The sequence below is a fragment of the Proteus sp. ZN5 genome (assembly GCF_011046025.1).
In the GTDB taxonomy this organism is placed as follows: domain Bacteria; phylum Pseudomonadota; class Gammaproteobacteria; order Enterobacterales; family Enterobacteriaceae; genus Proteus.
The window spans coordinates 677669-701052 of record NZ_CP047639.1; the positions used below are offsets into that span (position 1 = coordinate 677669).

The 23384-nt window shown below is 40.5% G+C and carries 18 protein-coding genes; 14 read left to right on the forward strand and 4 right to left on the reverse strand.

All coding sequences use genetic code 11. The annotated features are described in order from the left end of the window. Position 1: 1 nt before the first annotated feature. The 3 genes from GTK47_RS03130 to GTK47_RS03140 all read right to left on the reverse strand — a co-directional run bounded on the left by GTK47_RS03130 (position 2) and on the right by GTK47_RS03140 (position 6574). Positions 2-2986, reverse strand: a complete 2985-nt coding sequence (locus tag GTK47_RS03130) for a virulence factor SrfB (RefSeq protein WP_165122110.1) — start codon at positions 2984-2986, stop codon at positions 2-4. Positions 2987-2989: 3 nt separating this feature from the next. Continuing rightward, positions 2990-4465 (reverse strand): SrfA family protein, encoded by a 1476-nt coding sequence (locus GTK47_RS03135; protein ID WP_165122111.1) that lies wholly within the window; start codon positions 4463-4465, stop codon positions 2990-2992. A gap of 579 nt (positions 4466-5044) precedes the next feature. Then, the gene (locus tag GTK47_RS03140; RefSeq protein ID WP_165122112.1) at positions 5045-6574 is read right to left on the reverse strand and encodes a VWA domain-containing protein; all 1530 of its coding nucleotides are present in this window, start codon (positions 6572-6574) and stop codon (positions 5045-5047) included. Between the two features lie 412 nt (positions 6575-6986). On the opposite strand from GTK47_RS03140, the gene GTK47_RS03145 reads away from it, so the two are divergent. The 6 genes from GTK47_RS03145 (at position 6987) to GTK47_RS03170 (ending at position 12798) form a co-directional block, all read left to right on the forward strand. Then, positions 6987-7772, forward strand: a complete 786-nt coding sequence (locus tag GTK47_RS03145) for a methyltransferase domain-containing protein (protein ID WP_165122113.1) — start codon at positions 6987-6989, stop codon at positions 7770-7772. 11 nt (positions 7773-7783) lie between these two features. Then, positions 7784-9358 carry a nickel ABC transporter substrate-binding protein gene (nikA, locus tag GTK47_RS03150; RefSeq protein WP_165122114.1) on the forward strand — a complete coding sequence of 525 codons (1575 nt, stop codon included), beginning with the start codon at positions 7784-7786 and terminating at the stop codon, positions 9356-9358. Between the two features lie 71 nt (positions 9359-9429). Then, a complete protein-coding gene (gene opp1B / locus GTK47_RS03155) occupies positions 9430-10356 on the forward strand; it encodes a nickel/cobalt ABC transporter permease (RefSeq protein ID WP_165122115.1) in 927 nt (308 codons plus the stop codon). Between the two features lie 2 nt (positions 10357-10358). Further along, on the forward strand, positions 10359-11228 hold the full coding sequence (gene opp1C / locus GTK47_RS03160) for a nickel/cobalt ABC transporter permease (protein WP_165126463.1): 870 nt from the start codon (positions 10359-10361) through the stop codon (positions 11226-11228). After that, the gene (locus tag GTK47_RS03165; RefSeq protein WP_165122116.1) at positions 11206-12021 is read left to right on the forward strand and encodes an ABC transporter ATP-binding protein; all 816 of its coding nucleotides are present in this window, start codon (positions 11206-11208) and stop codon (positions 12019-12021) included. Before opp1C ends, GTK47_RS03165 begins: the two co-directional genes overlap by 23 nt. Positions 12022-12045: 24 nt before the next feature. After that, the gene (locus GTK47_RS03170) at positions 12046-12798 is read left to right on the forward strand and encodes a dipeptide/oligopeptide/nickel ABC transporter ATP-binding protein (RefSeq protein ID WP_165122117.1); all 753 of its coding nucleotides are present in this window, start codon (positions 12046-12048) and stop codon (positions 12796-12798) included. A gap of 51 nt (positions 12799-12849) precedes the next feature. Here GTK47_RS03170 and GTK47_RS03175 read toward each other — a convergent pair whose 3' ends face one another. Next, a complete protein-coding gene (locus GTK47_RS03175; RefSeq protein WP_165122118.1) occupies positions 12850-13278 on the reverse strand; it encodes a hypothetical protein in 429 nt (142 codons plus the stop codon). A 440-nt stretch (positions 13279-13718) separates the two neighbouring features. Between GTK47_RS03175 and GTK47_RS03180 the strand changes: the two genes are divergently transcribed. From GTK47_RS03180 to GTK47_RS03215, 8 genes are all read left to right on the forward strand, one after another. Next, positions 13719-15305, forward strand: a complete 1587-nt coding sequence (locus GTK47_RS03180) for an FGGY-family carbohydrate kinase (protein ID WP_165122119.1) — start codon at positions 13719-13721, stop codon at positions 15303-15305. Positions 15306-15355: 50 nt separating this feature from the next. After that, complete coding sequence (locus GTK47_RS03185) at positions 15356-17002, forward strand: signal transduction protein (protein ID WP_165122120.1); 1647 nt, start codon at positions 15356-15358, stop codon at positions 17000-17002. A gap of 10 nt (positions 17003-17012) precedes the next feature. Further along, positions 17013-17942, forward strand: a complete 930-nt coding sequence (locus GTK47_RS03190) for a dihydrodipicolinate synthase family protein (protein ID WP_165122121.1) — start codon at positions 17013-17015, stop codon at positions 17940-17942. A 22-nt stretch (positions 17943-17964) separates the two neighbouring features. Beyond that, positions 17965-19017, forward strand: coding sequence for an exo-alpha-sialidase (locus GTK47_RS03195; protein WP_088494293.1), 1053 nt, complete (start codon positions 17965-17967; stop codon positions 19015-19017). Positions 19018-19037: 20 nt separating this feature from the next. Beyond that, a complete protein-coding gene (locus GTK47_RS03200; RefSeq protein WP_227718964.1) occupies positions 19038-20012 on the forward strand; it encodes a tripartite tricarboxylate transporter substrate binding protein in 975 nt (324 codons plus the stop codon). A 61-nt stretch (positions 20013-20073) separates the two neighbouring features. Further along, positions 20074-20535 (forward strand): tripartite tricarboxylate transporter TctB family protein, encoded by a 462-nt coding sequence (locus tag GTK47_RS03205; protein ID WP_109401613.1) that lies wholly within the window; start codon positions 20074-20076, stop codon positions 20533-20535. 19 nt (positions 20536-20554) lie between these two features. Then, positions 20555-22072, forward strand: coding sequence for a tripartite tricarboxylate transporter permease (locus GTK47_RS03210; protein WP_165122122.1), 1518 nt, complete (start codon positions 20555-20557; stop codon positions 22070-22072). 53 nt (positions 22073-22125) lie between these two features. After that, on the forward strand, positions 22126-23130 hold the full coding sequence (locus tag GTK47_RS03215; protein ID WP_109401611.1) for a LacI family DNA-binding transcriptional regulator: 1005 nt from the start codon (positions 22126-22128) through the stop codon (positions 23128-23130). Positions 23131-23384: the final 254 nt, after the last annotated feature.

Below are 23384 nucleotides of genomic sequence, written 5' to 3' on the forward strand. Positions count from 1 at the left end.
TTCATTTACCTAATACACTCCCGCTATCCAGCCAATAGGATGTTTCACCAATGCCACTATCTGCTAACGTATTGAGTTTGAAGCTTAAACCGTTCTTATTAACGCCACCTTTGCCATTAATAAGCTCCATCTCTTCAATACGTAATTTTTCAGATTTATTGTCATCATTATGACCAGAAGCACCTCTTTCTTCTCCTAGCTTGATATGCAATACGCTGTCTTCTTGGCTAAGTTGTTGTGCCAATTTCGGATTTTTAATGCGCAAAGTATAAAGTGGAGATGCAGGCCAACGGGCATTATCTAATTGACGGAAACCTAAGCGGATCCCGCCTCTGACTTCAAAATAGGTATCAGGATCAGGCTCAAATTTATCCTGAATATCACGGTAGTAAACGTCATTATCAGAAATGGTGTTGTTATTATCCAACATCCCTAAATAACGTACTGTTGAGTAAGTTTTAAAGTTACCTGTCGAGAAGTAGAAGTTGAGTAAACGTGCATTTTCAGCCATTAAACACAACATCGCACCGACCGCTGCTGTTGATTTTGGATCGTCAATACGGCCTTTTTTGTTGAATGGATACCAACCACCTGTTTTGTAGCCATGTAATGGCAGAATACGAGAAGGTGGTACCGGCTGTAATACTTTTAATAGTGCTTGAATACCCGGTAAGCGAGAAGGGCGACCCGTCAGTAGTAAAACATCACAGGAGTAGTAATAAAGCACTTCACATAGGGCTTTTAAACTACGGGTGATATTAATGCGTTCACCTGAAATAAATTCGGCGTGCAATTGTGCAAAGTTAATTTGTACTGGCACATTTAAAATGGAGAAACTCTCACCGCCACCTAGCTCTTTATTGGTTGCGTCATCAATATAACGACGTACATGCTCTGTCGGTAGAACGTTAAGTAATTCACCAAAAGTACTGTTAATGCCTTCATGTGGAACTAATGGATCGTAGTTTTCGTATTGGCTTAAAATTTTTAATCCAATCGGATTAAAGATTTGTAGGGTAAGCTGTTGGCGCAACACTTGTTGCCCTGCATCTAAACCTTCACTACCAAAAAGAGAAGACATCAGAGCATCGGCATCAGAAATACCTGCATCCGTTAATGCTGTGCGTAATGCTGGCAGTACGCAAATCTGGATGATATCTAATAAAATATCATCACCCGCAATTTTGAATCCCTCACGGAATAATTGTGTTGGAATAATTTTGACGTTGCTACCTGTACCCGTATCCAGTTTATAACGTGTGATAACGAGATCGGTTGTTCCACCACCAATATCAATTGAGGCAATTTTTAACGAGCTATCACCCGTTAATGCGCGGTTATCTTCACGCACTTGGCTGGCAAAAAAGGCTTCAGTACGCTCACCAAATTTAATTTGTGTTTCGTTGTAGAGGTAAACTAACTGCCCACAAGTGGCTTCATCCCATTTCACATGGATGTTTGGCATCGGGATACGACACTGTTCATCTTTGCCATCAAAACGGAGTTTTTCGTCAGTTGGATCCCAATTCATTGCTTTCCAAATGAGTCCTAATGCGTTTTCCATGCATGTTTCAAAAATGGCACGCTCTGGTTTTGGCATCGCTGGTGGAATAGTCAAAATGATATTACGCAATTGACGAGGCGCACTTGCGTGGCTCATTTTAAGGCGTTGAGCTGGGCTGTTCATTTGCGTTAATGCCTGTGCTAACACTTCGGTTAACATCATGGTCATTAATGAACTACGGGTATAGTTTGGCGTAAATACCGGCATGCGATCATCAGGCTCTAAACGGAATAACGGTTCACCGTGATCGTTTAGAAGGTATGTCATCGGAACAGCAGTTGCCAGAGGCTCTCTGTCTGTTTGACCAAAAGAGCGACTAAAGCGCCAACCAGGAGAATACGGTGAATCATCCCATAAGTAGCGTTTAGGGCTTGAAATACCGGTTGAGCCTTCAGTACCTAAGCGTTGCGCAGCCATGCGGTTGGCTTCAGGGCCAACACGACCAATCGTCGGCCACATAAAGGCATTATTACGACCGCTATTCACTGAGAAATCTTGTTTACCAAATTCAGCTTGCGCAAATTCAACACGGCTTTCAAATGGCTCATTATAGATTTGATAAGGGTGGCTTAAATCACGCAATGTCATTTCATAGAGTTGCGTTAGCCCTTTATTATCATTGATATGATCTTCAATTAAGATCCCACAGGTACGAGAGTTACCCACATCAAGAATAAGATCAACTTCAATCGCTGGCTCTTGCGGTTTGGTTTCGTTAATTTTGATTTCAGGTAAATGTAGCTTCTCACCTAAGATATTGAGTAAATTGAGATAATGTGCCTGATGTTGAAACTCTTTAAGCGCATCTTCAAGTTCATCATGGTACATTTTGGTCACAGCCAGTGCTCTTTCGCTAAAGACTTCCTTTAACCAACCATCAATCCACGGTGTTTCAAGGAAGTTCTCAACTTCATAGCCCAAATATGCCAACGCAAAAGCGACACCAGAGCGAACATCTTCTTCGTTTGGCGCCAGATAAGCGGTATTGGTGCGATTCGGTTCAATTCGAGTATCAAATGCCACAACAACGCGGTGAGTATGTCCATCTTCATCTGGCTCTGGCAGTTGATGAAACATCATTCTTACCCAGTTATCGGGGCCTTGTGAGAATGCGCGGGGGGGATTAAAACGGAAAAATGGCACTGGCAGCCATGTGTCATTTAATAGCGTTAATGACTCTTCAAGAGAGAAGCTAAATTCCGCCTCTCTCGGTGTTTGAGGCTGGTTTTTAGGTGCTGGGTAAAGATAGTTATCATCTCGTTCATTATAGATGAGTCTCATTAACGGGCCGTTTTCGCCTTTTTTAACAAACTCACCGTACTCTTTGCGCTGTGGTAGCGTAAAACCGAAATCCAGAAACTGAATATTGCTGTCACGGATAAGGGTAATTTTATCTTTATAATCGGTCAGTGGCGCTAACATGAATTAGTTATTCTCCCGCTTCATTGATAATGGGAATGGCTGATTGTTTTCATATTTTCCTTGGCAATCAGCAATATTTTGGCTTCCTGGTTGGCAAATAATATTTGGCATCAAATAGTTTGAGCCATCACTACACAGAGCTTGACCTTGGTTATTAATATTTAATCCGCCTTGATTGACGGCTGCATTGACAGGTGCTTTACAGGTCACGCCATCACTGCGAGTCATGACGACTTGTCCTTTACCATTATCTAATTGGTAATTTAGGCTCAGTGGTTTACCTGTTTTTTGATCTTGAATTCCTGCCCCTGCTTTCCATTGGCCATTTAGGAATTGGGTTGAGCCATTGGCTAACGCATTCGCAGGAATAGTCAGTGGTGTTGTGTTATCAGCTGTTGTAGGCGGTGTGACATCTGGTGGTGCATTGGGATCAACAGGAGGGTTAGGAGTGTTGTTCTCATTCCCTGTATTTTGATTGTTATCTGTTTTCGGTTGTTCATTTTGTGCAGCAGGATCAACCGGAGGTACGTTAGGTTGTTGTGTATCTTCAGGCAATGTTCCTTCAGGTAAGGCACCTTGGTTATTGTCTGTTTGAGGATCAACCACAGGTAAACCAGTATTAGGATCAACTACTGTGCCGTTCCCATCAGTGCCATTAATCACATTCCCATTGGCATCAACGGTGCCTAATGTTCCTGTGTGAACTGTACCTGTTGGTATACCAACGGTATGGCCATGAGTCACCACCGTGGGGACTTTGGGCTTTTCAAGCGTCGGATCGGGCAATTTAGGCGCTTCAATATCTGGCGTTTTAATATCGACCGTAGGTAACGTTGGCGTTGAAAAACAGCCTCTTAAGAAGAAAATCGCCAGTAGAAGTAATAATAGAGGTAACAGCCACCATAAGAAACGCCACCAAGGGCGCTTAGTGTCAGTAATAATGACTTTTTCTTGCACTGGTGGAACCACGGTTGATGTTGGTGCGATTGGTGCCACAGTCGGTTTTAAGCAAGCAACAGGGTCAACTCTAAGCTGTTGATTGGCGCTGACAAAACCCCAGAAGGTAATAATAGGTTGGCCATCAACAATAAAAATATGGTTTTCGTCAGGAAATTGGATAGTTTTACTGAGTAAGGCACCAAAAAGCTGACTTTCTTTATTTCCAGCCCTTTGCTGTTCTTGTTCACTAAAGGCGATTAAATCATCTTGATTCTTTTTCAGTAGCGCATAAGCAGCGGTGCGTTCTTCTTCTGAAGCCGCAGACCAAGGAATAATAGAGCCATCAATCGGTGAATACCAGTCAATACGCTCGCCAGTTTCATTTGGCTGAGGAATAGCAAGACATTGAGAAATATGTGCCTTTCCTCTTAAACGTAGGGTTTCACGCAGCTGCAGAGCAGAGATATAAACAGCCTGTCCATTTTCTCCCATCGGGAGGTAACTTTCTAATTTACCACTTCGTAAGAATGCTTTATTCACGACGATCATTCCGCTAGGCAAGATTATCTATGGGTAAGTTGGCTTATCCGTAAATAGGCTTTAAGGCTAAAAATAAAGATATAAAATTTATATACATTTTATATTATCAGAAATTGGGTGTCTATCTAGCGGATTATTTAGGGTTAATTAACTGATTATTATTAAAGGCTTTTTTATTTTTCTTGTGTGAAAAGGGGAATATTAAGATGACGATTATGATAATTAAATAATGACATTACAGGTTGCGCTATATTTTGTTAAATATATGGATTAAATCACCGATATATTGGTTTTTACATTAAAAAATAATGAAATAGAAGGAAAAAAAGACAAAATATAAAAGGATAAACTGTTAATGAACGTCTCATTGTTGTGATAATAATCACAAAATAGGTTTATTCATGAATAATGAGAGAATAAGAAAAGAAAAAATAGACAATTAAGGAATGGTCTTAAATAGATAAGATATAGAGTTTGCCAGTGCCAATATAATAATAAAATACACGTAATACGTGAAAAATTCACCCTCAATGTGAAACCAAAGAGGGTGAATTAAATATTAGAAACTGTAATCAATCATTATTTACAATTCTTTGGAATATAATCTTCAATTGCTTTTCGAGTCATTAGAGTAACTTCATTAGCATTACGTGCCGTGAATACTTTACCACCAGTGGCATTCGCCACACAGTTACCAGCCCCCGTACCTAAAATATCAACCACATTAATGACGGCGCGAGGGTGAGCACGTTTTAATGTACGAGCGGCGGCACAAGGATCTTCATCACATGATTCTAGACCGTCAGATAATAGTACAATGATGGTGTCACGATTATTTCCCTTGATTAGGTTGCCAGCACGTTTAATGGATTCGGCTAAAGGTGTACCACTATCAGGTTCAATTCGTTTAATGTAACTCAGTAATTTTGAGCGTTCATTACCGCCATAAGTTGGACTTGATTTCACTACACCGCAGTCTGATGCCACAACGGTGGTGATCTTCATATCTGAAGGAATGCTATTAATAATTTTTGTTGCTGCATTTCTTGCCACGGTGATACGACGAGGTTCGGCATCATAACCCGCGAACAGTTTTCCTGAGCTAGCGATAAAGTCCAAGTCGTCTTCCGTTAAACTCATACTCAATGCCATTGAACCTGAAGCATCAAAAATAATGATAACTTGAGGTGCTAATTCTGGTGGACGTTCAGCTGGGCACATTTGCTTAATTTTGCTGGCTAAGCGATTTTCACAGGTTGCATTTGCTGTTTTCTCCGTCACACCCGATTTTTTCAGTTCATCTTGCACACAAGCCTCTAGTGGCGTGAGTTTTTTCACTGGCACAGGTTTAGGCGCAGGTACTGGAGCTGGTTCTGGTACAGGCTCTGGTACAGGTTCAGGAGTAGGCTCCGGCTCAGGTACAGGCTCTGGAACGGGTTCAGGAATAGGCTCTGGTTCAGGGACAGGTTCTGGTTTTGGCGGTATGACAACGGCTGGTTTTTCTTCAACCACGGGAGGAACCGCTTTCGGATCAAAACAGCCTTTTAGCCAAGATGCCAGTAAGACCAAAAACAGTAGGAATAACAGCAATAATAACCAACGTAGCCAGCGATTGCGTGTTTTGGCGGGTACATCGGCAAGAGCAGCGCCTGCTGCTGCGGCACTTGCACCTGCGGTAACTTGTGCAATAGGGGGCGGTAATGGTGTGGTGCGCGGCCACCATGTAATAACAGGTTGCCCATTAATAATATAGACACTTTCGCTATCAGGTAGCGTTGATGCTGTATCTAAAAGATGGCGCTCTTCATCCGTAATTCTATTTTGTGATGCTAATAGCGCCGTTTGCGTTTTAATATCGTTAAGGCGTTCATCTAAAATACGTCTTATTTCTTGCTGTTCTTGTCCTTGTAATGACGTTAAAGCGACAGGATTACCAGAAACCGGAGAATACCACTCCACCACGTCATCCGATTTTTTCTCTGGCGTTGCAAATAGAGAGCGGTACTTAGTCGGAAAGTGTTGAGTCAGCAATTGAAGTAATTGCTGTTGATGCGTTAAGGCAAAATCGGCGCGGGTAATATCAGCCGTTAATCGTGAGATTCGATTCATATTTTAGAGAGCCTTATGTGACGGCTATATTCGTTTAAAGAAAGAAATTTAAGATAACAATATTATTGACTATAACGGTTTTATAAAAAAGGTGAAATTAAAGCGCTCACTTTTTTAATATAAGACAAAATTAATTTTTATTTCTAAATTCGCTCAATTTATTTCTCTATTTTAACAGGGAAAATAATCCATTTGCTTATTTATCTTTACACCCATTAGGATGGCGCATTTATGTTAAAGAGGAAGATCGCAAATTGGCAGATCTTCCTTATTGAGTACTGGTGAATATTGATATAGCACATAGAGCATCTTGGGGTTACAAGGTATGTTACCCACACTAAAAAATAGCCAAATCATTCGCTTTTAGGGGAATTTATTCCTCTCTTTACGTTGATATAACAGCAGGTTTCTGATGACAAATAAAATAAATAATAACCAATTACTTAATGATGTAACTCGCTACTGGAATATCAGAGCTGAAAGTTATAGTGAGTCGAATCAACAGGAATTGCTGAGCGAGAAACAACAGAAATGGCGCCATCTGTTATTGGGACATACTAAAGTAGGTGAAACCTTAAAAGTGCTTGATATTGGAACGGGTCCTGGCTTTTTTGCCATTTTATTAGCGTTATCAGGTCATGAGGTAACGGCAATTGATGCAACGGAAGGTATGTTGCTGGAAGCCAAACAAAATGCGCAAACGCACAAGGCAAATATTCAATTTGTTCGCGGTGATGTGCACCAACTGCCTTTTGCCAGTGAACAATTCGATTTAGTGGTTAGTCGCAACGTGACATGGAATTTAAAAGCTCCTCAAAAAGCGTATTCGGAGTGGTTTCGAGTATTAAAAGCGGGTGGCAGTTTAATTAATTTTGATGCTAACTGGTATTTACATCTCTTTGATGAAAGCTACTGGCAAGGTTTTGTGGCGGATAGAGAGCGTTCAATTGAAAAGCAAGTTGAAGATCATTACGTCAATACAGATACCAAAGAGATGGAACGAATTGCTCGCCAATTACCATTAAGTCAAATGAAACGTCCACAATGGGATATAAACACCCTGTTAGAAGTCGGTTTTAATCGGTATATGATAGATACTCGTATTGGTGATTTCGTGTGGAACGAAGAAGAAAAAATCAATTATGGTTCAACACCGATGTTTATGATCCACGCACAAAAACAAAGAATAGACAATTAAAGGAGAATAACGTGAAGCCCTTACTTTCAGTGTTCCCAACGCTATTATTAACACTGGCATGTGCTTTTCCTGCATTAGCAGACAAAAGTAATAATATGTTGGATTATGCCAGCACAAAAGATATTCGTGATATCAACCCGCATCTCTACTCTGGTGAGATGGCAGCTCAAAACATGGTATTTGAATCCCTTGTATTAAATACCGAAAAAGGCGTTGCACCTTATTTAGCGGAGCGTTGGGATATTTCTCCTGATGGAAAGAGCTACACTTTCTTTTTACGCCATGATGTGACGTTTAGTGATGGTGAACCTTTTAATGCTAAAGCAGTAAAACTAAACATTGAGGCGGTACTAGACAACTATGAACGTCATGCGTGGTTAGAGTTAGTTCGTCAGATTGATAGCGTTGAAATTGTTGATGAATTCACTGTTAAATTAAATTTAAAAAATCCTTACTACCCAACATTAACGGAATTAGGTTTAACTCGCCCATTCCGTTTTATTTCGCCGAATTCTTTTATTAATGGCAAAACTAAAACGGGTGTTGCGAACTATGTAGGCACAGGACCTTGGGTATTAACTGAGCATAAAAAAGACCAATATGCTGAGTTTAAAGTTAACCCAAATTATTGGGGAGAAAAACCAGTACTAAATGGCGTGATGTGGCGAGTGATCCCCGATAGACAAACTATGCTGCTTTCTCTGCAAAAAGGAGATATCCAGCTTATTTTTGGTGCAGATGGCGACATGTTAGATATGGATTCATTTGAAGCTCTTATGGCATCAGATAAATTTAAAACTGAAATGAGTGCGCCGATCGCGTCTCGTGCCATTGTGCTTAATAGTAGCCGTGCAATGACATCCAGCCAAAAAGTACGCCAAGCATTACAATATGCGGTTGATAAAGAAGGGATTGCACAAGGGATTTTAGCGGGTAGTGAGAAAGTCGCTGATACTTTAATGGCGCGCAGTGTTCCTTACTGTGATTTCGCTTCCCCAACTTATATTTATCGTCCTACAAAAGCGATTGATCTATTAGAGTCTGAAGGCTGGGTATTACCAAAAGGTAAGACTATCCGTGAGAAGCAAGGTGAGAAATTACAGTTATTGCTCTCTTATAATGTGAATAATGCTGTTGAGAAAGAGATAGCTGAACTTATTCAAGATGACTTTAAAAAGATTGGTGTCGGCTTAACGATTTTAGGTGAAGAGAAACAAGCCTATTTAGATAGACAAAAGAATGGTGATTTCGATTTACAATATTCGCTCTCATGGGGAACACCTTACGATCCGGCTTCTTTTGTTTCATCATTTAGAATTCCTGCTCACGCGGATTATCAAGGGCAAAAAGGATTGGCGAATAAAACCCAATTGGATGCAATGATTGGTGAGTTATTAATTACACCTAATGAAGCACGTCGTCAGGAATTATATAAAACCTTGTTTACCTCATTAGCAGAGCAAGCAGTTTATATTCCATTAACTTATTCACGTACTAAGGCTATCCATCGTAGTGAATTAGAAAATGTGGGCTTTAATCCATCTCAATATGAAATACCGTTTGAAAAGATGCGCTTTAAGCCTTAATTAATGCATCAATGAGATTAACCAAAATAAGTGTGGCACGTAATATCAACGTGCCACACTGATCAAACCTTATGCTACGTTATATATTCTGGAGAGTGCTGGCTATCTTCCCACTGGCACTGATGATTTCATTTATTGCCTTTATTCTGTTGGAGTTAGCCCCATCTGATCCTGCGGAAGTCGCGTTACGCGTCAATGAAATAGTGCCAACACCCGAAGCCATTGAAGGTATGCGCCATGAGTTAGGATTAGATAAGCCTTTTTTCACACGTTACTTTTTATGGCTAATATCAGGCTTACAACTCGATTTTGGTACTTCTTTTCTTACAAGAACCCCTGTTATTCAAGAGATGCTAAGAGCATTACCGCCAACACTTTGGTTGGCCTCAACGGCGCTATTCTTTACGATTATTCTGGCATTACCTTTAGCATTATGGTGTGTGGTTAAACCTCAAAGTTTTACGGATAAATGCATTCGTTTTATTGTGTTTGTTTTAACGGCAATTCCTAATTACTGGTTAGGGTTGCTTTTAATTTGGGGAGTCGCTGTTTATTTAGATTGGTTGCCTGTCAGCGGTATGTTATCACCACAGTCTGTTATTTTGCCTGCGCTGGCACTCTCTTTAGGGTATATCGGCACTTATTTACGGTTATTACGCGGAGCGATGTTAAATCAATGGCATCAGCCTTATGTATTCTATGCCAAAGCGCGTGGATTACCCGATAACCTTATTTTACGTCGCCATATTTTGCGTAATTCGTTGTATTCTAGTTTAACGGCATTGGGAATGAGCATTCCAAAGCTTATCGCTGGTACGGTGGTGATTGAAAATATTTTTGCTTGGCCGGGAATAGGACGACTATGTATCAGTGCTATATTTGGTCGTGATTATCCGATGATACAAGCCTATATTTTATTAATGTCACTGTTATTTCTCTTTTTTAATTTTCTGATGGACGTTATTCAAATGATGACTGATCCACGGTTAAGGAGATAATGATGTGGCAACTGTTTTGGCAACGACTTACAAAAGATAAAAGCGCACAATTGTGCTTATTGGTGATTATGATTGTGGTTATTGCAGGAATATTCGCCCCTTGGTTGGCACCGCATGATCCCACATTAACCTCGATACGTTTGAAATTTAAGCCAATGAGTTTTGATTATCCGTTAGGTACGGATAATTTAGGACGCTGTATCTTTTCAAGATTATTGTTTGGTGTAAGAACAACGGTATTTTATGCCTTATTAGCCATGAGTGTGACATTAATAATTGGTTGGTTAATGGGAATGTTAGCCGGATTTTTTCATGGCAAGACAGATACATTAATTATGCGGTTATGTGATGTGGTTTTGTCATTTCCAGCAGAAATTATGATCTTAGCATTAGTGGGAATAATGGGACCAGGTATTGGTAATATCTTAATTGCCGTTATTTTAGTGAAATGGGCATGGTATGCCAGAATGATCAGAGGGGTTGTTCGCCAATATTCTCATCGTAATTATATTGCATATGCACAGGTAATTGGTGCACCTTCTAGTCATATTTTACGGCGACATCTATTGCCTGTTACCTTTGCTGAAACTATTGTCTTAGCATCAACGGATATTGGTAGTGTTATTTTAATGATATCTGCTCTCTCCTTTTTAGGGCTAGGTGTACAGCCACCCACACCAGAATGGGGAAATATGCTCAGTGAAGCAAAAAATGTCATGGTATTACACCCAGAGCAAATGTTACCCGCAGGGATCGCGATTACCCTTGTTGTCACCGCATTTAATTTTTGGGGTGATTTTTTACGTGATGTGTTTGATCCCGATAATCGTCAGTCAGTAGGAGAAAAGCATGAACAACTTACTGACGCTTGAGCATGTTTCTATTTTTCATCAAGAAAGCGGAAAAAAACTGATTGATGATATCTCTTTTTCGATAAAACAGGGACGTACACTAGCGATTGTTGGAGAAAGCGGTAGTGGCAAAAGTTTGATGAGTAAAGCCATTATGGGATTGCTACCTGAACAATTAGCAATGTCAGGGGAGATTTTCTTTGAAGGAAAGAAAATTAGTCATGAAGCGCTTTCTCAACGTCGAGTTTTATTAGGAACATCTTTAGGTGTGATTGTGCAAAATGGCATGAGTGCCTTTGATCCCTTGATGAGAATAGGAAAGCAATTTTGCCAAACTTTAATTTACCATTTTTCTTATTCTAAAAAGCAAGCCATAGAAGAAACTCAGTCGGCATTATCTCATGTTTTTCCTTATCAATTTCAATCTATTATGCAGGCGTTTCCTCATCAACTAAGCGGTGGGCAACTACAACGAGTGATGATTGCGATTGCACTTGCTTTATCACCGAAGTTATTAATTGCAGATGAACCGACAACGGCGCTTGATGCACCACTTCGCCAAGATATTTTAAAATTGCTTTATCATGTCGTCACAACTCATCACTCAACACTTATTTTTATTTCTCATGACTTAGGGCTAGTCAATGAAATCGCCGACGATATAGTCGTCATGCAAAGAGGAAAAATGGTTGAATGTGGCGATAAAACAACCGTTTTATCACACCCAACACATGAATATACGCGTTATTTAATTAATGCACGTCGACAGCTTTCATTACGTTTCGAGCAATTGATTAATAAAAAAATAGATTAATATCATCATAATAAAAGAGGGTTTATGTTATTAAATGTTGAGAATATTAGTAAGTTTTATACTCAAAAAAATAACACACTATTTGGTGAAAAAGTGAAGGTTATCGACTCACTCTCTTTTAATATTAATTCGAGTGAAGCCTTTGGATTAGTGGGGGAAAGTGGCAGTGGTAAAAGTACGTTAGCGCGTTTAATTTGCGGATTAGAATTACCAGATAGTGGTGTTATCGCTTTAAATAATAAGCCTGTTACAAAACGACTTCATCGCCAAGGTATAATTAGTATCGTTTTTCAAGACTATATGACTTCCGTTAATCCGACATTAACGGTAGGCGAAATTATTGCTGAGCCGATTAAAATCATTAATCCAAGTATTAGCCATCAAGCATTGAAAACACTTATTTTTGCTTTTTTAGATAAAGTAGAATTACCTAAAAGTTGCTATACACGTTATATATTCGAACTTTCTGGTGGGCAGGCTCAACGAGTCTGTTTATGTCGTGCATTAGCGTCTTATCCAAAACTTATTGTATTAGATGAAGCACTTAGCTCTTTAGATATTCCCACGCAAGTTCAAATATTAGATTTATTAAAACAGTTAAAAGATGAGTTTACACTCTCTTATCTTTTTATTAGCCATGATATTCAAACGGTGGCTTATTTCTGCGATAAAGTGATGTTTTTTTTACAAGGTAGGAATATTGAATTGTGTGAGATAAATAATTTAGGCAATGTTTCTCATGATTATTCTAAAAAGCTTATTCAAGCTGTTATTTAATCAACAAACAGCAATGTCTTTAAGCATTACTGCTTGTTGAATTTAATCTACTTAGAGATTATTCATTAAGTGTTCTTGAACTGCTTTTGCATCGTTTGAGGCATTGAAATCAATACCAAAATTCAGCATGCCTTCTTTGAGTTCAATACTACGTGGTGTTGCTTTAGAACAGGTAATATTCTGTATTTTTTCTTTTACTGTTTCTTGTGCTATTTTCGAGCTCTCACAAGTATTAATTACACCTTTTAATCCTTCGCTACAATAACTATCAATACCTATTGTCTTTAAATCATCAGCAGTAAATGCAGACCAATCAAAAGCAACTTTTATATTGGCATCGCAGCTTTTATTTAAATCAACAACACGAGACTGAATATTCTCTTCGAATTTTTGGTGTAATTCTCTTTCAGCTAATGTCGCTGAAAAAGCAGAAGAGGAAATGAGTAGCAGAGAAAGACTGATAGCAATATTTTTCAACATAATTAAATGCTCCAAAAAGGAATATATAAATTTAAGTTAACTTATTAAAAATAAAGTAATAGCGCGTTATAGCAATAGGAATATTATTGTTTTTCCTTATTTCATTATTTTTTGAATAATATCTCTTATTATTAGTGAGATATCTTTTAATAAAATCGTATTTATTGTCGAGATATTGATATTTCAATAAGTGCTTTTACTTATCCTATTAATTAAATGTTCGTTAGTTTCATAACGAACATAATCGATTCAGTACATCACTTAAATAACCCACAAAGCCAAATAAATAAATCATCAATAAAATCATATAATTATATTATCTATATAGATCTGCATCACAAACTAATCTTATTGTGATTGTTTTTTCGTCATGCTCGAATTAACTTGCTAACTCGAAGTAGCAAAAATTAGCATAGCGTTAGCAAATGATGAGGGTTCGCATGGAACAACAATATTTTATTGGCGTTGATGTTGGCTCAGCCAGTGTCCGTGCAGCGGTATTTGATAGCAATGGAAAGCGTTTGGGCTTTTCTGTTCGGCCTATTGCACAATTCCGCCCAAAAACGGATTTCGTTGAGCAATCGTCTACCGATATTTGGCAGCAGGTTTGCACTACCGTAAAAGAGTCGGTGGCGTTATCTGCTATTGATCCTATCCATGTGAAATCTATTGGTTTTGATGCCACTTGTTCTTTGGTTGCAGTAGATAAGGGTGGTAAAGGGCTTTCTGTTTCACCAAGCGGTAAAGCTGAACAAGATATCATCATGTGGATGGATCATCGTGCTGTACAAGAAACGGTCACTATTAATCTCACCAATGATCCTTCACTGCGATATGTTGGTGGTGAAGTAAGTATCGAAATGGAATTGCCAAAAATTCTGTGGTTAAAAAATAATTACCCAGAGCGTTATGAGAATGTATGGCGATTCTTTGATTTAGCTGACTTTTTAGTTTGGAAAGCAACATCAGGGGATGTCGCAAGCACTTGTACATTAACCTGTAAATGGAACTATTTAGCACATCAGGGGCAATTTAGTGAGAGTTTGTTAGCCGATGTAGGTTTGGATGAATTATTAGAAAAAGTACCACAAACCATTCTTGCGTTAGGTGAACAAGCGGGTTGTTTAGATGAGTCGGTTGCCAATGCATTTGGCTTGCACACGGGGGTCATTGTTGCTTCAGGCATTATTGACGCACATGCAGGTGGCTTGGCATTAACGGCATCACAACCTGAAGGTAGTTTGGCAATTATCAGTGGTACGTCTAACTGCCACATGATTGTGAGCCAATATCCAATTATGGTACCCGGTGTTTGGGGTCCTTATTTTGGCGCGATGTTACCCGAATTATGGCTAAACGAAGGCGGTCAAAGTGCTGCGGGTGCGTTAGTTGAATGGTCTATCCGCCGTCATGGATCTTGGGCTGAATTAGAGCAAGAAGCAAATGAAAAAGGTGTTAACTACTATGCCTTATTAAACGAAGCTGTCGCTGAATTGGAAGAGAATGAACAATATCCAACAGCACAGTTTCATGTTTTAGCTGACCATCATGGCAATCGTTCTCCACGCGCAAACCCTGCCGCCAAAGGCATGGTAAGCGGATTAACGCTGGAAAGTGGTCGAGTTGCATTAGCTCGTTATTATCTCGCGACACTGCAATCTATTGCTTACGGCACACGCCATATTATCGACACGCTTGAAGATGCTGGACATCAAATTAATCGCATCGTGATGTGTGGTGGTGCAACAAAAAATCCATTGTGGCTACGCGAATATGCCAATGCGACAGGTCGTGAAATTCATTTAGCGCAAGAAGAAGATGCGGTGAATTTAGGGGCTGCATTATTAGGTGCAGTGGCATGTAAAGCCTTTGATGATTTCTCTAAAGCTGCCAGTGCAATGGTACGAGAAGGTGGCATTATCACACCAGATAGCGACACGTTTGCTTTTCATCAGGCCAAATACCAAGTTTATTTGCAGATGTATCAAGATCAGCAGCGTTATAACGAAATGATGTCAGATTGTTGACCACGAATTTCTCCGATTATGAACCGAGTTTACCTTACCAGGGATATCTTATGTTGAACTTAAATCTACCAAAATTACCGACAACCATCACAGCAGGTCAGAAAGAGATCCTGATGGTCACCAACGCAGACTTACGCGAGCCTGCAAACGTAACGTGTTGGCCTGTACAGAAAAAATTTGAAGATAAACTGGCTGCAGCATTAGAAGCTCAAGGTTACAAAATGAAGCGTGCTTATGAAATTAATGAAGCTCGCGGTCATGGTTTTATCAGTAGTCAGCGTGAAGGTTGCGATATGTTTGCTGCAATCGATCCTGATGCACCAGTTATCGTGTTATTAACCGCATGGCAATATTCACACCATATTGCCTCTTCATTAGCACACCATCGTGGTCCTATTTTACTGCTGGCTAACTTTGATGGTACATGGCCGGGTCTGGTGGGCATGTTGTGTTTAGCGGGCACGATGACTAGTTTAGGTAAAAATTATTCACGTTTATGGTCAGAAGAGTTTGATGATGAATTCTTTGTAGATGGTTTAGCAACTTGGTTGAAATATGGTTATGTAAATCATAAGCTTAGCTATCTTACAGATATTGCGCCAACACACAGGGTAATGGCGACAGAAGCTGGCGAAGTAGGTCGTAAAGTCGGCGAATATATAATTAAAAATAAAGAAATAATTGGTTTGTTCGATACATTCTGTATGGGAATGATTAACGGGGTCTTCCCACAACAGGCAATGATCAATATTGGTATGCCAATTGAATCCCTTTCTCAATCTGCGTTACTGGTCGAAATGGCGAAAGTACCGACAGAATTAAGAGAGGCATGTTTGCAGTGGTACGAAGATAACGGGATGACGTTTATGTTTGGTCAAGATGACAAAACTGAACTCACTCGTGAACAAGTGATGGAGCAGTGCGCCATGATGATTGCAATGGCGCGTTTCGTAAAACGTTTTGGTCTAACAGCGGTGGGTGTGCAATATCAGCAGGGCTTAAAAGATTGTTGCCCAGCGTCTGACTTTGCTGAAGGTGCGATTGGTTCAACAGCACGTTTCCCACTGCCAGATGAAAACGGCGAAATTATCTGCCCTAACACGCCAATTCCTTGTATCAACGAAGTGGATATGGGTACGGCTATTCCTCAAACGATGTTATGGCGTTTATTAACATCATTAGGATTACCTGCTGAAACCACATTACATGACATTCGTTGGGGTAGTGAGTATGAAGGAACATTTTACTGGGATATGGAAATTTCAGGCTCTGTTCCTTTTGAACACCTCAAAGGTGGCTTAAAAGGTGCAACAGGTTATCGCCAGCCTCCGATGTTCTTCCCTAAAGGGGGTTCAACTATCGCAGGTCAAGGCAAAGCAGGGCGCTTATTATGGGGCCGTGCACACTATGAAGGTACTGATGTGATTATGCATATTGGTACAGGTGTTGCTGTGGAGTTACCTGAAGCAGAATTTGAACGTCGCCGTAAAGCAACTAACTACGAATGGCCATTATTGAACTGTACGTTAGATGGCGTAACTCGTGATGACCTTATGGCGGGGCATCAAAGTAACCACATTACTGTGGCTTATGTTGATGAGGATAAATTGGCGTTTGTGCTAAAAGCATTTGTTGCTCAAGCACTGACTCAAGGTATCCAAGTGAAAGTGGCAGGCGATGCCATTAACTTACTGTAAGGAATTGATGATGAGTCAGCAAAAATACGTCGGTATTTGGCCTGTTATGCTAACCCCTTTTGATGCCAAAGGGGAGATTGATTGGGCGTCATTAGAGCGCCTTGTAGACTGGTATATCGATTCTGGTGTACACGGACTCTTTGCCGCCTGCCAATCAAGCGAAATGTTTTATTTAAGTGATGAGGAAACTCAAGCACTCACCCGTTTTATCGTTGAAAAAGCAGATGGAAGAGTACCTGTAGTTGCTTCTGGTCATACTGCAACAGCATTAAGTCAGCAAAAAGAACAATTGCAGGCAATGGCTGGCACAGGCGTCGATGGCGTCATTATGATCAGTAATCGCTTGGCTCTAGTCGGGGAGTCGGATGATAAAGCGCTGGAAACACTGCAAGTCTTAACCAATGTGGTACCAAAAGAGATTGATTTGGGTATCTATGAATGTCCTTATCCTTACAAACGCTTGTTATCTGAAGAAATTGTAGAGTGGTGTGCACAAAGTAATCGCTTTACCTTTATCAAAGATACGTGCTGTTCTCTTCCGATGATAGAACGTCGTTTGGCATTATCAAAAGGGACTCGCTTGCATCTTGCAAACGCCAACAGTCAAACGCTATTAGCTTCATTCCAAGCTGGATGTCAGGCATATAGCGGTGTAATGGCAAACTTTCATCCAGAGCTTTATGTTTGGCTTTATGAGAATTGGAAGGATAAACCAGAGCAGGCTGCGGTATTAGCAGATTATTTATCAACAGCAGCGATGACCGAAACACTGGATTATCCAGCATGCGCGAAATATCATCAGCGCCTGATTGGTAACTTCAGTACGCTGGTCTGCCGTTCCCGTAACAGCAGTCAGTTTGAAAACTCATTTTTCCCTTCTGCCGTCAATAGCATGACTGCATTGGGTGAAAACATGAAAAAATGGCTTTTGTTAGATTAATTTAGGACACAGGAGTAGGAATATGCCTTTCGTGATGAAGGAAACCCAGTTTGTGCTTGATAATGCACATTCACTTTTTAATCACTGCCATGCTTCAACGATTGTGCGTGTGCCTAACTCTGAGCGTTTGTTAACCGCTTTTTTTGCTGGCGATAAAGAAGGTAGCGGTAATACCGCTATCTGGCTGGTAATGAAAGAGGGTGATCATTGGCAACACGCTCAACCTGTTGTTAAAAATCCGGGTGTTGCGCACTGGAATCCAGTTTTACATGTTGACCCATCAACAGGTAATATCTGGCTGTTTTATAAAACGGGTCCCGATGTACATAGTTGGACGACCCAATACGTTATCTCGAAGGATGGCGGAAATAGCTGGAGTTTACCGAGTGAATTGGTTTCTGGTGATGTAGCACCTAGAGGTCCTGTGAAAAATAAAGTGTTAGTGATGTCGAATGGCGAGTGGTTGGCACCAGGATCGGTTGAGGATGACCAATTCTGGGATGCGTTTGTCGATATTTCGAGTGACAACGGTCAACACTGGTTGCGAGTAGATATTCCAATTGAACATCATAAAGGTGAACAAGCGGAACATGAAATCTGGCAAGGTTTAAAGGACGATGCCTTATGGGAGACTGATCTACAACGCGTTTTTCAATGGGATGGCGTGATACAACCAACACTATGGGAATCCCGGCCTGGACATGTGCATGCCATGATGCGGAGTACGCGCGGTACTATTTATCGTAGCGATTCAACGGATTATGGACGCAGTTGGTGTCCTGCTTATGCAACAATATTACCAAATAATAATAGCGGCATTGATGTCGTCTCCTTCGCAGATGGTCAACTGGCATTGGTGTATAACCCGAATTCAGGTAACTGGAGTCGTCGTTATCCAATCTCTGTCAGTCTTTCATCCGATAATGGCAGTACTTGGTCTGAACCATTCGATTTACTCGATGGGGAAGGCGAATTTTCATATCCGGCTATTATTGCTGAAAACAATACCCTACACGTGACCTTTACTTGGAATCGAAAAAACATTGTTTATCAGCAGTTAATGGCTACTCAATAAAAATGTGGAGAAAGGGTTTTATGAAAAAGAGTCTACTCGCAGCGTTGGCGATTACGATGACACTGGGCATGGGGAACGCAGTTGCCCAACAGTTAACGTATCCTACAAAAAATATTGATGTTGTCATCCCGAAAAATCCGGGCGGTGGTACTGATACTTCAGCACGTACTATCATTGAATTTGCAAAAGATGTCATGCCAGCGGGACGTATTTTTGTTCCTGTGAATAAGCCAGCTGGTAATGGTTTAACTGGTCTGATTGAAGTTGCTAATGCGCGTCCAGATGGCACGAAATTAGTGATGACTACTGTTGAACTTGCGATGTTCCCACACCAAGGAAAATCACCAGTTACTTATAAAGATTTCACCCCAATCGCAACAACTATCGCTGATCCAGTAGTGTTAGTTGTTAATGCAGAATCACCTTATACCACGTTACAAGAGTTTATCGATGGAGCGAAAGCGAATCCGGGTAAACTGAAAGTTGGTAACTCAGGTATGGGTGCTATTTATCACTTAGCTGGCGTTAATATCGAACGTACCACTGGCGCTAAATTTAACCATATCCCTTACAACGAAGGTACTGGCCCTTCAATCGCTGCTTTAGTGGGTAACCACATCGATGGCGTATTAACAACGCCGGGTGCCGTTAAATCTCAAGTTGATGCCGGTATTCTACGTGTTCTTGGTGTAATGGATGAGCGTCGTTTCCCATTATTCCCAGCAGTACCTACTTTCAAAGAAGCATTAAAATTAGACACTAACGTGAAAATGCGTGCTTGGGCAGTATTAGCAACAACCGCTAATGTGCCTGATAACGTGAAGAAAGAGTTAGTTGGCGCATTCTCTGAAGTGGTTCAAAAACCTGAATATCAAGAAGCACTGAAAAAACAAGGTATTATGCCTGTATTTATCACTGGTGACGATGCTTACCAAATGATGAAAGAAGACCATGAGATGTATGCTGAGTTAATTTCAGCAACCCTGAAAAAATAACTTTTCTATTATTATAAACCACCCTACCTGTTACGGCAGGTAGGGTCGGGGAGATCCCGACATGACAAAAATCAATACAATCATCGGTGCGATTTCAGTGGCTTTCGGGGCACTAATTATCTATCTCTCCCGTGATATGAGCATGTTTGATGATTATGGTGTGCCTGGGGAGCGTTTTTGGCCTTATGGTCTTGCCATCTTATTTATTTTACTGGGGATTTTTCAATGGATTAGTATCGTGGTTGATAAAATCAAACATGTACATAAGTCTGTTGACCTGAGTTCTACTGCAGTTAAACGCGCTTATGGCTTAGGCCTCTTTATGCTGGTCTATGCCGCAGGTCTGCACTTTTTTGGCTTTATTATTCCGTCACTGCTTCTTATCCCGGTCATTATGTGGCTGATGAATGAAAGAAAACCTATTGCACTGGTTGTTATTCCGGTTGTGATGGTTGCCGCCGTTTATGTCTTCTTTGACATTATCTTTAATTCACCTCTGCCAACCTCCGTCTTTTTTGAGTAAGCGGTAAAGGAGCTTTGAGATGGAAATACTAGACGCTTTAATGGTCGTTTTCACTCTGGAAACGATAACGATGATCCTGTTAGGGGTATTCGCGGGTATTATTATCGGCGCATTACCGGGACTAACAGTGAATATGGGAATTGCATTGCTTCTCCCATTAACTTACTCCTTCCAAGGAATGACTGGGATCCTCCTGTTATTAGGAATGTATTGTGGTGCCGTTTACGGTGGCTCTATTACTGCGATATTGATTAGTACGCCGGGTACTCCCGCTTCTGCTGCAACGGTATTGGATGGTTATCCAATGGCGAAAAAAGGCGAAGCAGGACGCGCGCTGGGTTTATCTACGATGGGCTCTATGTTCGGGGGGATCTTTAGTACGATTGCCCTGATTGTGATAGCACCTCAATTAGCAAAAGTGGCAACAGGTTTCTCTGCTGCTGAATATTTTGCACTCGCGGTATTTGGCATAAGTATTATTACCAGTGTATCATCGCAATCGATTGTGAAAGGATTAATGGGGGGGGCGATAGGTTTAGCTATTGCAACAATTGGACTTGATCCAATGACATCTGGACCTCGATTCACCTTTGATACTGTGTACCTAATGGGTGGGGTTTCATTTATTCCTATCTTGGTTGGTCTGTTCGCTTTCTCTCAAGGCTTGATTAGTTTTGAAGAAGAGTACCGTGAACGTAAGCAGAAGAAGAGCGAAAAAATTAACGCGCGTATTCACCGTGTATTACCGACATGGGCTGATTTTAAACGTGTGTTACCGACTTATTTCCGTTCATCTGCTATTGGCACAACGATTGGTGCAATTCCGGGAACAGGCGGAGATATCTCATCATTTATCTCTTATAACGAAGCAAAACGTTGGTCTAAACACCCTGAAGAGTTTGGTCACGGTTCACCAGAGGGTGTTTCTGCACCAGAAGCCGGTGCAAACTCAGTAACAGGCGGAACCATGGTGCCTTTAATGACCTTAGGTATTCCGGGTGATGGTGCAACTGCCATTATCATGGGTGCATTTATGGTTCAAGGATTGGCATTAGGGCCTCAGCTTTTTACTGACAATCCAGTTGAAGTTAACAGCATCTTTATTGGCTTGATGATGGCGAATATTTTCCTCGGTATCTTAGGTTTCTTATGTATGAAACTCTTTGTTCGAGTGATGGATGTTCCGCGTCGCGTATTAGTACCAATTATCTTTGTATTATGTAGTGTAGGTGCTTATTCTGTGAACCATAGTATCATTGATGTATTCGTGATGATGGGGGCAGGGTTACTCGCTTACATTATGATTAAGCTCGATTTCTCCATGTCTCCTGTGGTTATCGGGATTATCTTAGGGCCGATGGCTGAATCAAATTTACGTCGTGCTTTAATGATGTCTCAGGGTGATTTATCGATTCTGTATACACGCCCGATTACAGCGACATTCTTAGGTATTGCGATACTGACGTTGATCCTACCTATTATTGGACCTTCGTTAAAATCGATGTGGAAGAAATGCCGGGCTAAGCCTGCTCAGTAAAGGTTAACTGGCCCTCATCATTAAGATGAGGGCAATATCAATATGGAATATTAATGGCAAAAACAGTTGAACAGATTGCAAATGACCTGAATTTGTCTATTACCACAGTCAGATTGGTATTAAATGGCAAAGGTGATCAATACCGGATCAGTGCAAAAACACAAAAGAAGATAGCGGACTATGTTGAGGTGTTTGGTTATACCGTCAATCATGCAGCTCGAAGCTTAAAACTCAATAAAACAGATACCTACGGATTGGTTATCCCTCGTCTTTCTAACCCATTCTTCGCTGCTTTGGCTGAAAAATTAGAGATGCATTGTCACCAGATTGGTTGTCAGCTCACGATTAGCTGTACCTATGGTGATATCAAAAATGAAAATAAACTCGTTAAATCAATGGATGAGCGTAATGTTGATGGTATTTTCATTGTCTCATCAAGCCGAAAAAATCAGCTACATCATGTGAAGCATCGTCAAAAACCATTGGTTTTTTTAGATAGAGATTTCTCTGTCAGTGAGGCTATTTGTGTCGCTTCAGATAACTGTGACAGTGGTGCTCAACTGACAAGAGCGATGATAAAGCTAGATGCGCCAATTCATTTTTTTGCGGGTGATGCATTATTACCCACCATCGCAGCGCGTTTGCGCGGTTATGTGCAAGCCATAAAAGGGCATTATGGTGATGATAACCGTGTCACTGTCTCTTATGCTGAGCATAATACGACTAAAGATGGTGAGCAGATGATGAAACAGTATCTGGAGCAACATCAGCAAATACCTTCTCATTTTATTGCCTCATCATTGCCTATTCTTGAAGGTTTATTGAGTGTTATTCGTCAGCGTGAAGGAAGTATTCCGGCTCATCTTCATATTGGTACCTTCGATGATCATGTGATGCTAAGTTTTTTACCTAATAATGTGTGGTCAATGAAGCAAGACGAAGCGTTATTAGTCGAAAAAGCCTTTGAAATCATGTCTGCAAAGATAGCTGGCACCGCAGTTAAATCCCCTGCATTAATAAAAACACAACTTATCGAGCGCCTAATCTCTACTCAATGAGTCAATTAAATCTCTTATTCGCCTCACTTTGTGAGTCGATTAGCAAGATTAATTGACTCATCATTGTATAAATAAAACACAATAGGAACATTAGTCTGCTCGTTTTATTGTTATTCTTTTTTTTACTTTTACAAATGCGCGCTACCCTACTTATCTCGTTTTAACAAAAATAGGGGCTCTTGATTATCTGCAATCAGAGGCTCATAATTTAAGCGGATAGTTCCATTTTATTAATATAAAAGGATATTAAAGAA

Excerpts from the sequence above, each read along its gene's own strand:
- GTK47_RS03130 (WP_165122110.1), bottom strand. The coding sequence starts at position 2,986 with ATGTTAGCGCCACTGACCGATTATAAAGATAAAATTACCCTTATCCGT.
- GTK47_RS03140 (WP_165122112.1), bottom strand. The coding sequence starts at position 6,574 with ATGAATCGAATCTCACGATTAACGGCTGATATTACCCGCGCCGATTTT.
- GTK47_RS03145 (WP_165122113.1), top strand. The coding sequence starts at position 6,987 with ATGACAAATAAAATAAATAATAACCAATTACTTAATGATGTAACTCGC.
- opp1B (WP_165122115.1), top strand. The coding sequence starts at position 9,430 with ATGCTACGTTATATATTCTGGAGAGTGCTGGCTATCTTCCCACTGGCA.
- opp1C (WP_165126463.1), top strand. The coding sequence starts at position 10,359 with ATGTGGCAACTGTTTTGGCAACGACTTACAAAAGATAAAAGCGCACAA.
- GTK47_RS03165 (WP_165122116.1), top strand. The coding sequence starts at position 11,206 with ATGAACAACTTACTGACGCTTGAGCATGTTTCTATTTTTCATCAAGAA.
- GTK47_RS03170 (WP_165122117.1), top strand. The coding sequence starts at position 12,046 with ATGTTATTAAATGTTGAGAATATTAGTAAGTTTTATACTCAAAAAAAT.
- GTK47_RS03175 (WP_165122118.1), bottom strand. The coding sequence starts at position 13,278 with ATGTTGAAAAATATTGCTATCAGTCTTTCTCTGCTACTCATTTCCTCT.
- GTK47_RS03180 (WP_165122119.1), top strand. The coding sequence starts at position 13,719 with ATGGAACAACAATATTTTATTGGCGTTGATGTTGGCTCAGCCAGTGTC.
- GTK47_RS03185 (WP_165122120.1), top strand. The coding sequence starts at position 15,356 with ATGTTGAACTTAAATCTACCAAAATTACCGACAACCATCACAGCAGGT.
- GTK47_RS03190 (WP_165122121.1), top strand. The coding sequence starts at position 17,013 with ATGAGTCAGCAAAAATACGTCGGTATTTGGCCTGTTATGCTAACCCCT.
- GTK47_RS03195 (WP_088494293.1), top strand. The coding sequence starts at position 17,965 with ATGCCTTTCGTGATGAAGGAAACCCAGTTTGTGCTTGATAATGCACAT.
- GTK47_RS03200 (WP_227718964.1), top strand. The coding sequence starts at position 19,038 with ATGAAAAAGAGTCTACTCGCAGCGTTGGCGATTACGATGACACTGGGC.
- GTK47_RS03205 (WP_109401613.1), top strand. The coding sequence starts at position 20,074 with ATGACAAAAATCAATACAATCATCGGTGCGATTTCAGTGGCTTTCGGG.
- GTK47_RS03210 (WP_165122122.1), top strand. The coding sequence starts at position 20,555 with ATGGAAATACTAGACGCTTTAATGGTCGTTTTCACTCTGGAAACGATA.
- GTK47_RS03215 (WP_109401611.1), top strand. The coding sequence starts at position 22,126 with ATGGCAAAAACAGTTGAACAGATTGCAAATGACCTGAATTTGTCTATT.